11 protein-coding genes are annotated in these 12,296 nt (G+C 36.2%); 4 read left to right on the forward strand and 7 right to left on the reverse strand.

From position 1 onward, the window contains the following. Window positions 1–166: 166 nt before the first annotated feature. Window positions 167–2,578, forward strand: coding sequence for a hydroxymethylglutaryl-CoA reductase, degradative (locus IGJ52_RS06030; protein ID WP_016614310.1), 2,412 nt, complete (start codon window positions 167–169; stop codon window positions 2,576–2,578). 18 nt (window positions 2,579–2,596) lie between these two features. On the opposite strand, the gene IGJ52_RS06035 is transcribed toward IGJ52_RS06030, so the two are convergent. From IGJ52_RS06035 to IGJ52_RS06060, 6 genes are all read right to left on the reverse strand, one after another. After that, window positions 2,597–3,649: an AI-2E family transporter gene (locus IGJ52_RS06035; protein ID WP_002357754.1), complete on the reverse strand. Its 1,053-nt coding sequence runs from the start codon at window positions 3,647–3,649 to the stop codon at window positions 2,597–2,599. A gap of 16 nt (window positions 3,650–3,665) precedes the next feature. Beyond that, window positions 3,666–4,871, reverse strand: coding sequence for a YdcF family protein (locus tag IGJ52_RS06040; RefSeq protein WP_002382277.1), 1,206 nt, complete (start codon window positions 4,869–4,871; stop codon window positions 3,666–3,668). Between the two features lie 154 nt (window positions 4,872–5,025). Next, entirely contained in the window at window positions 5,026–5,226 is a 201-nt protein-coding gene (locus tag IGJ52_RS06045) for a cold-shock protein (RefSeq protein ID WP_002357750.1), read from the reverse strand. 297 nt (window positions 5,227–5,523) lie between these two features. Next, window positions 5,524–6,645, reverse strand: coding sequence for a baeRF6 domain-containing protein (locus tag IGJ52_RS06050; protein ID WP_002357749.1), 1,122 nt, complete (start codon window positions 6,643–6,645; stop codon window positions 5,524–5,526). Between the two features lie 224 nt (window positions 6,646–6,869). After that, a complete protein-coding gene (locus IGJ52_RS06055) occupies window positions 6,870–8,069 on the reverse strand; it encodes a hypothetical protein (RefSeq protein ID WP_438791969.1) in 1,200 nt (399 codons plus the stop codon). Further along, entirely contained in the window at window positions 8,070–8,765 is a 696-nt protein-coding gene (locus tag IGJ52_RS06060; protein ID WP_010816483.1) for an ATP-binding cassette domain-containing protein, read from the reverse strand. Window positions 8,766–8,890: 125 nt separating this feature from the next. On the opposite strand from IGJ52_RS06060, the gene IGJ52_RS06065 reads away from it, so the two are divergent. Further along, a complete protein-coding gene (locus IGJ52_RS06065) occupies window positions 8,891–9,277 on the forward strand; it encodes a hypothetical protein (protein WP_010816484.1) in 387 nt (128 codons plus the stop codon). 162 nt (window positions 9,278–9,439) lie between these two features. Here IGJ52_RS06065 and IGJ52_RS06070 read toward each other — a convergent pair whose 3' ends face one another. Next, on the reverse strand, window positions 9,440–9,790 hold the full coding sequence (locus IGJ52_RS06070; RefSeq protein WP_002357747.1) for a helix-turn-helix domain-containing protein: 351 nt from the start codon (window positions 9,788–9,790) through the stop codon (window positions 9,440–9,442). Window positions 9,791–9,981: 191 nt separating this feature from the next. Here IGJ52_RS06070 and IGJ52_RS06075 point away from each other — a divergent pair, with 191 nt between their 5' ends. Then, complete coding sequence (locus tag IGJ52_RS06075; protein WP_002369482.1) at window positions 9,982–11,415, forward strand: MFS transporter; 1,434 nt, start codon at window positions 9,982–9,984, stop codon at window positions 11,413–11,415. 204 nt (window positions 11,416–11,619) lie between these two features. Then, a complete protein-coding gene (locus IGJ52_RS06080; protein ID WP_192444737.1) occupies window positions 11,620–12,294 on the forward strand; it encodes a metal-dependent hydrolase in 675 nt (224 codons plus the stop codon). Window positions 12,295–12,296: the final 2 nt, after the last annotated feature.

Here is a 12,296-nt window from a genome sequence, read left to right on the forward strand (position 1 = left end):
TAAATAGATTCATTATATAAAATAGCACGAAATGAACCAAAATGGGGAATTTTTGTATTAACTTCATAGATTATTAAAAAATATCTTATAAGTCTGTTAACATTCAGTAATTGGCACTTGTGATTCTGGGATTTTATGATATATTTCAAGATGGAGGTGCATTTAGTTGAAAACAGTAGTTATTATTGATGCATTACGAACACCAATTGGAAAATATAAAGGCAGCTTAAGTCAAGTAAGTGCCGTAGACTTAGGAACACATGTTACAACACAACTTTTAAAAAGACATTCCACTATTTCTGAAGAAATTGATCAAGTAATCTTTGGAAATGTTTTACAAGCTGGAAATGGGCAAAATCCCGCACGACAAATAGCAATAAACAGCGGTTTGTCTCATGAAATTCCCGCAATGACGGTTAATGAGGTCTGCGGATCAGGAATGAAGGCCGTTATTTTGGCGAAACAATTGATTCAATTAGGGGAAGCGGAAGTTTTAATTGCTGGCGGGATTGAGAATATGTCCCAAGCACCTAAATTACAACGATTTAATTACGAAACAGAAAGCTACGATGCGCCTTTTTCTAGTATGATGTACGATGGGTTAACGGATGCCTTTAGTGGTCAAGCAATGGGTTTAACTGCTGAAAATGTGGCCGAAAAGTATCATGTAACCAGAGAAGAGCAAGATCAATTTTCTGTACATTCACAATTAAAAGCAGCTCAAGCACAAGCAGAAGGGATATTCGCTGACGAAATAGCCCCCTTAGAAGTATCAGGAACGCTTGTGGAGAAAGATGAAGGGATTCGCCCTAATTCGAGCGTTGAGAAGCTAGGAACGCTTAAAACTGTTTTTAAAGAAGACGGTACTGTGACAGCAGGGAATGCATCAACCATTAATGATGGGGCTTCTGCTTTGATTATTGCTTCACAAGAATATGCCGAAGCACACGGTCTTCCTTATTTAGCTATTATTCGAGACAGTGTGGAAGTCGGTATTGATCCAGCCTATATGGGAATTTCGCCGATTAAAGCCATTCAAAAACTGTTAGTACGGAATCAACTTACTACGGAAGAAATTGATCTGTATGAAATCAACGAAGCATTTGCAGCAACTTCAATCGTGGTCCAAAGAGAACTGGCTTTACCAGAGGAAAAGGTTAACATTTATGGTGGTGGTATTTCATTAGGTCATGCGATTGGTGCCACAGGTGCTCGTTTATTAACGAGTTTAAGTTATCAATTAAATCAAAAAGAAAAGAAATATGGCGTGGCTTCTTTATGTATCGGCGGTGGCTTAGGACTCGCTATGCTACTAGAGAGACCTCAGCAAAAAAAAAACAGCCGATTTTATCAAATGAGTCCTGAGGAACGCCTAGCTTCTCTTCTTAATGAAGGCCGGATTTCTGCTGATACAAAAAAAGAATTTGAAAATACGGCTTTATCTTCGCAGATTGCCAATCATATGATTGAAAATCAAATCAGTGAAACAGAAGTGCCGATGGGCGTTGGCTTACATTTAACAGTGGACGAAACTGATTATTTGGTACCAATGGCGACAGAAGAGCCCTCAGTGATTGCGGCTTTGAGTAATGGTGCAAAAATAGCACAAGGATTTAAAACAGTAAGTCAACAACGCTTAATGCGTGGACAAATCGTTTTTTACGATGTTGCAGACCCCGAGTCGTTGATTGATAAACTACAAGTAAGAGAAGCGGAAATTTTTCAACAAGCAGAGTTAAGTTATCCATCTATCGTTAAACGCGGCGGCGGCTTAAGAGATTTGCAATATCGTGCTTTTGATGAATCGTTTGTATCTGTCGACTTTTTAGTAGATGTTAAGGATGCAATGGGGGCAAATATCGTTAACGCTATGTTGGAAGGTGTGGCCGAGTTGTTCCGTGAATGGTTTGCGGAGCAAAAGATTTTATTCAGTATTTTAAGTAATTATGCCACGGAGTCGGTTGTTACGATGAAAACGGCTATTCCAGTTTCACGTTTAAGTAAGGGGAGCAATGGCCGGGAAATTGCTGAAAAAATTGTTTTAGCTTCACGCTATGCTTCATTAGATCCTTATCGGGCAGTCACGCATAACAAAGGAATCATGAATGGCATTGAAGCTGTAGTTTTAGCTACAGGAAATGATACACGCGCTGTTAGCGCTTCTTGTCATGCTTTTGCGGTGAAGGAAGGTCGCTACCAAGGCTTGACTAGTTGGACGCTGGATGGCGAACAACTAATTGGTGAAATTTCAGTTCCGCTTGCTTTAGCCACGGTTGGCGGTGCCACAAAAGTCTTACCTAAATCTCAAGCAGCCGCTGATTTGTTAGCAGTGACGGATGCAAAAGAACTAAGTCGAGTAGTAGCGGCTGTTGGTTTGGCACAAAATTTAGCGGCGTTACGGGCCTTAGTCTCTGAAGGAATTCAAAAAGGACACATGGCTCTACAAGCACGTTCTTTAGCGATGACGGTCGGAGCTACTGGTAAAGAAGTTGAGGCAGTCGCTCAACAATTAAAACGTCAAAAAACGATGAACCAAGACCGAGCCTTGGCTATTTTAAATGATTTAAGAAAACAATAAAAAATAGTTCAGCAGAAATTATTCTGCTGAACTATTTTTTTTCACATTAGGTAGCCGTTTCAGGCCACGAATCGGTTTTACTTTTAAGACATCTAAGAAGAAAGTGAATACAGGGATTCCTACAATAAGTCCCCATACACCAAAGAGACGCTCACTAACTAATAAGATGACAAACGTATAAAAGATTGGTAACTCTGTTTTACTAGACATGAATTTAGGATTTAGCACGTAAGATTCAAATAAATGGACGATTGTAATTAAAGCTAAGATATAAATCACATCGTTCAAGCCACCTTGGGAATAAGCGATGAAACTTAGCGGAATGCAAGAAATAATCACACCAGCAACTGGGACTAAGCTCAAAATGAAGATCATAATGGCTAAACTAGGTAACTGAGTAAAGCCGATTATCGCCAAGGCCAAGGTAGTAATGACTGTATTCACCACAGCAATGAAAAACTGAGCTTCCATTACGACACCAAATGTGTTAACGAACTTGTTGGCGAAATAATAGATATCCTGAAAAAACCAATCAAAATCACTTTTTAAAAATAACTTAGAAAAATCAGCCATTTGCTTCTTCTCAATCATAAAGAAGAAACTTAAAATAAAGGACATGACAAATGATAAACCGACAGCGCCAATATCTTGAATGTAGCGTAAAATCATTGAAGCGCCATTCTGGAGTTGAGAGAGTAAGTTAGATTTTTCCAAGTATTGATCAATAAATTGCAATACTTGATTTGTATCTGTATGTGGACTTTGATAAAAATCAACTACAGAATTAATCATTTGAGTCGTTTGGTTAACTAGAACGGGAACATATTTAGTAATCGCTAAATAGATTAGAAAAACAACCAATGCATAGGTTAAGAGAACGATGACAATCGTCGGGATTTTCATATAGCGTTGAACAAAATGGACCAAACGAACAGCTAAATAGGTAAAGATAAATGTTAAAAGAATTGTTGTAATCATGCTTCTGGATAAATAAAGCACAAAAATAATCAAAGCAAGGACGCAAAAACGTCGCAAACGTTCATTTTGAATAAATTTTTGATACAAACTCATAGGGGAAACTCCTTCTTTACTGAATAATCAATCCTGTTAAGAATAACATAACCATACCGATGGCAGCTAGGCCGCAAACAATAATATGGCGACGTTTGTACATCACTACAATGGCGATGAACTCTCGAATAAACGCGTTAGGTAAAAAATAAAAAGCGGTTTTTGCACCAATGCCATCAGCTTTTAAGCCAGCCATTCGAGCGAAAAGACCCGCTCGGAAAAGGTGATAATTGTTTGTAGTAAAAATGGCTTGGAAATTAGCATTTCCAAAATCCTCAATCATTGTTTCTTTGGAAAAACGCATATTTTCCAGGGTGTTTTTTGAATGAGCTTCTACTAAAATATCATCATCAGGAATACCTTGTGTCAAAGCATACATTTTCATCGCGACACTTTCAGGAAGTAATTCATCGGGACCTTGGCCACCAGACATGACGATTTTTGGTGGATTTAACGTTGCGCGATTTTGAGCCTTGTAAAATTGAATGGCTTTGTTGATGCGGGCTTGCAATAACGGCGGCACAATCTCACCATTGATTAACCCCGAACCTAACACAACAATATAATCCTGTGTATATTTTGGCTGATTAAATTGATACAACGTAGAAACAGTTAAAAAATTATAAAAAACAAACGCGAAATAAGTCAAAATAAATGGCGCAATAGTTAAGGGTAAGGAGAGCCACGTTGGTAACAACGATTGAAAAAAGAAATTATAGATTAATAGTAATGTTAAGCCAATTGCCAGCAACAACGTCAACAAGTTCCCTAGAGACCGACCTTCTTTTCTCATAACAACGACCGCATTCCAATAAAGGAAAATAATTAAGGCATAGAGTCCTAAAGCCAAAGCGATAAAAATTGCCAGCAGGGCAATAATTGCTAAGGTGATTAGAAAGTAGTTGTTTGTACGAATCGCAGTAATCCCTAAATAAGTCGCTAGAACCACAAGAAAAATATTAAATAATGTTCCATTCAGTAAACGCCTTTTTTCTTTGAAGTAGAAGAGCGCAAACAAGCCAAAAAAAGCAATGGGAATTAAAAAGAAGGCTGTGCCACGAATGATTTCTAAATATAAAACATATGAGAAGAACATAAAGACGGTCCAGCCAAACATCCACGGCAACCAATCGTGTTCTTTTTTCTTTTTCCGCCACGAGGGAATGAAAAAGAGACCCAATAAATAAACACCTAAAAAGGTTAAATCACCATAAAATTGCATAAATAAACTCCTTTAAAACATTTTTCCTCTTCAGTATAACGAAAACTCTTCAAAAAAAATAGAGGAAGCACTTAGTTTCAGAAAGTTTTCTTGTTCTTTTTTTATAAAAAAAACCTGACGATTAACGTCAGGTTTTTGAGTCAGTATTGTTTAATTAAGCTTTAGTAACGTTAGTTGCTTGAGGGCCACGTTGACCTTCTTCGATTTCGAAAGTTACTGCTTGACCTTCTTCTAAAGTTTTGAAGCCGTCACCTTGGATAGCTGAGAAATGTACGAATACATCGTTTCCGTTTTCTGCAGTGATGAAGCCAAAGCCTTTGTCTGAGTTAAACCATTTTACTGTACCTGTTTCCATAATAAATATCCTCCTAGATGTGTGTTATAACACATTCATATTTTGCAATTACTTGAAAGGTGAAAAATGTGGAAGATGTTTATTTGAAACAGCTACCCATATTACCGAACAAAAACTACATCTATTACTATAGCATACTAACTGGTTTTTGTATAGCGATAATCTTATTTTCTTTTTTATCGGATGTTTTTTAAAAACTAGAAAGTGAAGATAAGGCTGTTATAGTGCTGTTTCAATAAGTCTCAGAAAAAAAGCCCATTGTAAGGCGCTTTCTTACAATGGGCTTTTTGCCTGTTTTTAATAACGGAGGATAGCCGCTAAAGACTTTTCATCTGGTGCAGCTTTTTGGTCTAAAACAAAAACTTGACCGCCGTTTTGAATAACTTGGTAAGCAATGGTGTTTAAAAGTTTGCGACGATCATACTCTTCAGATGACATTTCATTGTTTTCAGTAACAAAGAGTGACGTTGCAATAAAGAGATGGGAAATTTTGCCGTCAGCTGCCGCTGGCGAAATATCTGTAAATTGATCTAAGAATTTACGATCTAGTAATTTGTTATAAGAAGCTGTTTCTTTTTCTGTTAACTCTGCAGCTATTTTTTCACTAGCGCTGCGGATATCTTGAATGGTTGCTTGTGCAGGTGAAGCAGCAACTGAAATTGAGCAATCATAATAAGGATTTTTAGCAATCTTTTTAAAGAGTGTTTGGTTTTCTGGTAAAGCATAAAGATAAAGCGGTAATTTTTCAGGATTATCCAGTTGATCTTTTAAGAAAGTATCGACTGCTTGATAGTAGTTCACCCAATCAATTTCAACTTCTTTATCTTTAGTATTGATGCTATGATAAGCGACACCTTCTTTAGAACCGTTAGAACTACCTTGAGTTGAAAAGTTTAAATTACCACCCGTTAATTCATCACCTAAAGCTGTGACCACGTCTGTTGGCGCGTCTTTAGGCAATTCAACAGGAGTCACAGTCGTATGATCAACCTTGTAAAGTTTCATTGAATCACGATTTAGAGCAAGTAGGTAATAATGGTAGTTAAATTGTTTGTCTTTGACTAGTCCAAGTAAATAAGGAATCGTGTCCACGTAATATTGATCGTCAACGGGCACATCTAATCGTTGAACAAAGGTGTTTTCTGGAGATAAGATGATTGAAACACTTGCTGTGCCGTTGCGCCAGAAGGAAGCATCAGCTAGAAGTGCGTCAATTTTTTCTTGGAAAACAGCCCATTTTTCCTCAGGAAATTTTTTTTCAAAGCGTGTTTTTGCCGCTTTTGCAAAATTTTTCAAAACAAGCGAATCTTTTTCTACGTTTTGATGAGCGACATGGGTGTTAAACAAGAAAGTAACAAACGGTCCATGAACTTCTTCAGAAAATAATGTTGATAAGCTATCTTTTTTTTGATTTGCCATAATAAAATCCCCCTTCTAAAAGTAAGTGTAGCACAGGAAATCGAATGTTTAAAACAATATGTTCAATAAAAGAAAACGCTTTAAAGAATCTAAATAAAGGACTGTTAATGGTGTTCTAATAAAAGTTTTATAAAAAATATAGCTGAAACTCATGATAAAAAAGGCACAAACTACTATACTTACGTTATGCCAATTATCCCGAATTGGTTTTTTCATACTTACTCCTACCAAGAGTAAATAACAACCTTCATTTCCACCACAGACGACGGTCGTGGTGGTTTTTTTTGTTTAGGTTCTAGTTTTTTTGCTATCAACTTTTGAGAAGGACAGAGCAAGATAGTTAGAGAGGTTATGACAAGTACGAGAATGGTGAGAAGAGTTATTAAGATACCGTTTTGATAGGTTAACAATGGATTTCGCAAAGGTCTCATAATGTCACCACCTAATAGAATATGAGGCATATCCAAGTAGCTTAAGAGAATGTAAGGTTTTAAGTTCTCGTTAAGTAACGTATTGAGTACATCGTATTGTCCGATCACTAATGGAATAATTAAAACAGAGAGATTTAGAATTAAATTACTTGTTAGAATGCTGAATACTAAACTTAACAATGCTAGAAATGCTAGAAATAATATAAAAAAGAAGATTGTTTTAACGACAAAGTCACCTGTTGCTATCAAATTGACTTCCGTATTTTTCGAACTGGTGGCAATCGGGTAATTAAACACACCCAGTCCATTTTTCAGAAAGACAAATGCAAGTACAAGGAGAAATGCGCTGAGTAGGTTTGCAAAGAGCGACAAAACAATGGCAAAAAGTTTGGTGTAATATGTTCGTACATAAGAGTTAGGAGAAACACAATACCAAATGAAATTATGTTTTTTATAGTCTAAATTAAATAAATAAGCAATCTGGAAACTAACCAGAATTAAAATAATTTGCATTAATTGAGGAGAAGAAAAAACCAAATTTAGATATTGGATCACGCCCATCTTTTTTGGATTATCACTCGTTTTATTTAGCCCATTGTTTTTTAAATACTCCAGTACGGCCACTATACTTTTTTGTTCACTAATTGATCTAGCTTGCAAACTACCATCTAGAATTCCTTCTAGCGTTTTTTTTTCCAAGTTATACTCATTTTCAACAATCGCTTTTTGATCTCCTTTCTTTAGAGAATCAATGAGTTTTTTTAAATAACCATTTGTTTCCTTGATGTCTTCAACGATTTTTGTTGCAGTTGGGTCATCTTTGATACTTTCAATCGTTGTTATGCCGGCATAGTAATTATCTTCGTAATATTTTACATAATTAAAATTGGCATTTCCTAGAAAAAAAGGAACGCTAATATCGAGAACGAATAATGCAAACAGAAAATAAGTGGTTTTCTCTCGAAAAATTTTAATTAGTTCAAATTTTATCATTTAGGCACGACCTTTCGTTGCATATAGTTCGTAGTATTCTTCTTTTAATTGTAGATAGTCTAGTGACGCTGATTTCAGAATACCGCTATCTAAAAAATAAATTGCATCACAAAGCTTGCTTATTTCGAAAATATTATGAGATGACAAAAGTAATGTTTTTCCTTGCTCTTTTAAAGTAAGAAAGACGGTTGCTAGGTACTCAACATTTTCAATATCGAGACCATTTAATGGCTCATCAAAAATCAGAAAAGACGCACCACTAGCGATGGCGACTGAGAGCAAGGCTTTTTGCTTCATACCTGCAGAAAGGTGTTTAATTTTTTTGTTTATGTACGTGTTAACACCGACTAAGTTAATGATTGATTCAAAATTAGCATCATGTTTCCATAACTTGGCCGCTACTTGCATATTCTCGTAAACGGTAAGATTTGCAAATAATTGATTCGCGGATTCTATGAAAAAGATTTTTTTATTGTAGTCAGTTCTGTTTTTGATTGATGTTTTGTCAACTATTACTTCACCAGATTCGAGCGGGATAAGTTGGACGATTGATTTAAAAAAAGTCGTTTTTCCTGTACCATTTGGGGCAACAATACATGTGATTGATCCCGTATTTAATGTAAGCGACAAGTTATTCAAGATGTTTTTATTGTTCAATGCTACGCAGATCTTGGTTATTTCTATTGAATTATTCAATTTTTCCCTCCTTTTATTAGAAATTAGTTATATAGATTATGTTAACATTAAATTAAAGAAAGAGAAAGGTTGTTTTTCGAATGATTATTTGATGGTATAAATTATAAATAGTGAAAGTATATATTATGTTAGGAGTAGAAACAATAGAAAAGAAAGTTATGTATGGTTGTGTTCTAACAAATTTGTTGGGTGTTAGTTTGGTGTTTAATTCACCAGTAGAGGCAGAAGAAGTCATTCAAAATGATGCGTTAGTTGAATTGCAAAACGAAATTGGTAGTCAATCTGTTAACCCAAGAAACAGAGCTTATGTTGGTTGGGTCGTGAGGTATTTCCATCAATATCAAACTCGAGCAACAGGGAACTGGGCGCCAAATTTACATGGATATGTTTATGGGAAAATCAATGTGCGTAATGGTTATTCTGCGAATGGATGGACGTATTTGGGAACAACGAATAATTCTAATTGGTTTACGATTGAACACAAGTTTAGACAAAATTATCGAGTATGGTGAATCGATTATTTTATAATTAAGGATAAATAAAGAAGATAAACCAAATAAATGCCAGAAGGTGACTCCTTCTGGCATTTATTTGGTTTATTATACAATGAATACGCTAGTTGTCGAATAAATTAATAAGTACAAACAACACAGAGCCGCTGACTGTCGTATTACTTAAGAATTTGTCATTTCAAATTTACGGAACCGCAAGAAACGATTTGCTTCTTCCTCTAACTGAGTAATTTCTTCTTCTGTTAACTCTTCCGTAGTAATGTGAATATGTAACTCTTTTTGTGTGCTTGTCATAGGTGCCTGATGATTAATCTCTGTTTGTTGGGTGCGGCCCATTAAATAGTCCAAGGAAACAGAAAAATAGTCTGCTATTTTTAAAAGATTCTCTACTTTAGGCGAAGAGGTATCCCAACGACGAATTTGTCCATTGGAAATGCCGACGTTTCTTTCTAATTGGGCGAGGGTTAATTGCTTTGACTGAGCTAGTTGTTTAATGCGAGAAATTAAGGTCATTTCAAGTCCTCCTTGCGTTTTCCGTTTGCTAATTTTAAATTAGCGTAAAAGCGAATGGTTGTCAATTGCGAGCGTGTAATAAGAAGGTGAACATCTCATGAGTGATTTTTTAGAAAATTTCCGATGAAAAAAAGAAGAAATAGAGTTATTATTAGTAAGTAAACTGTTTTGGAGCGAGAGGGGATGAATCAATGGAGAAAATTAAAAGTTACCAAGAGGATTCTGAAGTGCAGAAAAATCGTTGGTGGATCTTAGTTTCTGTGGCTATGTTTACCTTCATGTCTACATTAGATTCCAGCATTGTAAATATTGCTTTACCGACTATTTCAAAAGAAATGTCCGTACCCATGAATCAAGCGGAATGGGTCGTATCTATTTATTTAATGGTTGTCTGTGCTTGTTTATTATTATTTGGAAAAATTGGCGACAGTTTTGGAAAAATAAAAGTTTATCGAATTGGCACGGTTATTTTTACGATTGGTTCGTTACTTTGTGGCTTTAATCAATCGCTGAGCTTTCTATTATTTGCGCGAGTCGTTCAAAGTATTGGTGCTAGCATGACCATGGCGACCAATTCAGGAATTATTACGGAAGTATTCCCTTTAAATGAAAGAGGGCGGGCGCTTGGTGCAGTAGGTGCCTTTGTCTCTTTAGGCGCGATTGCTGGTCCTGGGATTGGTGGATTGATCTTATCAAACTTTTCTTGGTCGTATATTTTTTGGATTAATGTTCCTGTGGGGCTAGTTACAATTTTAATTGGCGAAAAGTTTCTACCAAAAGATATTACAAAAACAAAAGAAAAAATCGATTTTCCAGGATTTGCTTGTATTGCGATTGCGATTATGACGTTCTTCGGCGGTATTTTCCTCGGACAAGAGAGCGGGTTTGGCTCGTTACAATCCTATTTATTGTTCATTATTGCAGTAATCGCATTAGGATTATTTATAATGGTTGAACGAAAAAGAAAAAGCCCACTTATTAAGTTCGCAATTTTTAAAAACAAAATTTTTACTTTAAGTTTATTGTCTGCCGTTTTAATTTTTGCCTCAAACTTTTTTGTAAATGTTGTCATTCCATTTTATTTGCAGGATGCACGCAAACTAAGTGCTAGTTATGCTGGTCTATTAATGATGGTATTTCCGTTATTGATGGTGGTTGGGGCTCCTCTGAGTGGCTATTTGACGGATAAGATTGGCCCAGGTATTTTAACGTTTGGCGGATTGTTGCTTTTGTGCTGTACGTCGTTAATGTATATGTTTTTAGATATGAATTCCCCCATCTGGTATTATGTGATTGCAACAGCCATTATGGGATTGGGAAATGCACTTTTCCAGTCTCCAAACAATACAATGGTTATGAGCAGTGTTGAAAAGCAAGATTTAGGTGTAGCAGGAAGTATGAATTCTTTTGCTAGAAACTTAGGAATGGTCATTGGGATTGCGTTGTCAACGACCATTTTATATCGTGGCATGAGCGAAGCCTATGGTGAACGAGTAACCACGTATCTGGCTAATCGCCCAGATATATTTATTGTGGGAATGCGTGAAACCTTTTTTGTCGCCTTTCTATTATGTGTGGCGGCCTTTATATTAACGATTTTACGTTTTCGGAAAACAACCAAATAAGTAAAAAGAAACAGACGAGAAAGATTCATGATTTTTCTCGTCTGTTTCTTTACTAGCTAAGAAAATAAGCAAATGCGATTGTATATTTCTAATTCTCTGTTACAATAAAGAAAGTAAACTGTACTAAACTGTACTACTTTTAAAAATGAATTTGACGATTAATTATCATAAGATTGTGTAGAAAATACCTTAGGAGGAATACAAATGGAACTGATAGGACATGGACATTCATGTATTGAAATTCGTCTAAACGACGGCACGAACCTTTTATTTGATCCTTTTATTAATGGAAACCCTTTAACGGACATTTCACTTGCAGACTTACACCCTGATTACATCTTAATCACTCACGGACACAGCGATCATATTGGCGATATGCTAGCAATTGCTCAAGCCAACAAGGCAACAATTATTGCGATAGCTGAAGTGGCTACGTATGCGCAGTCGCAAGGGGTAAAAGCGCATGGAATGAATCTAGGTGGGCGTTATGTCTTTCCTTTTGGTTCGGTTAAATTTGTGCCAGCTTTGCATAGTTCCGGTTATGAAATAGACGGCGTAATGACCTACATGGGCGAAGCAAGTGGGATTATTTTAGAAGCAGAAGATAAAAAAATTTATCACGCGGGTGATACGGCGTTGTTTTCAGATATGCGCCTTTTTGCAAAAGACAAATCCATTGATGTAGCGTTCTTACCAATTGGCGATAATTATACGATGGGGCCAGAGGATGCGCTAGAAGCAGTCTCTTACTTAAATCCCGAAATAACCATTCCAATTCATTACAATACCTTTCCTGTTATCCAACAAAATCCAGCAATATTCGTAGAGCAAGTAGTTGGCGGGAAAGTATTAAACCCAGGAGAGACGATCCTAGTTTAGGA

It is taken from the genome of Enterococcus sp. DIV1758 (assembly GCF_051711985.1).
Lineage (GTDB): Bacteria > Bacillota > Bacilli > Lactobacillales > Enterococcaceae > Enterococcus > Enterococcus faecalis.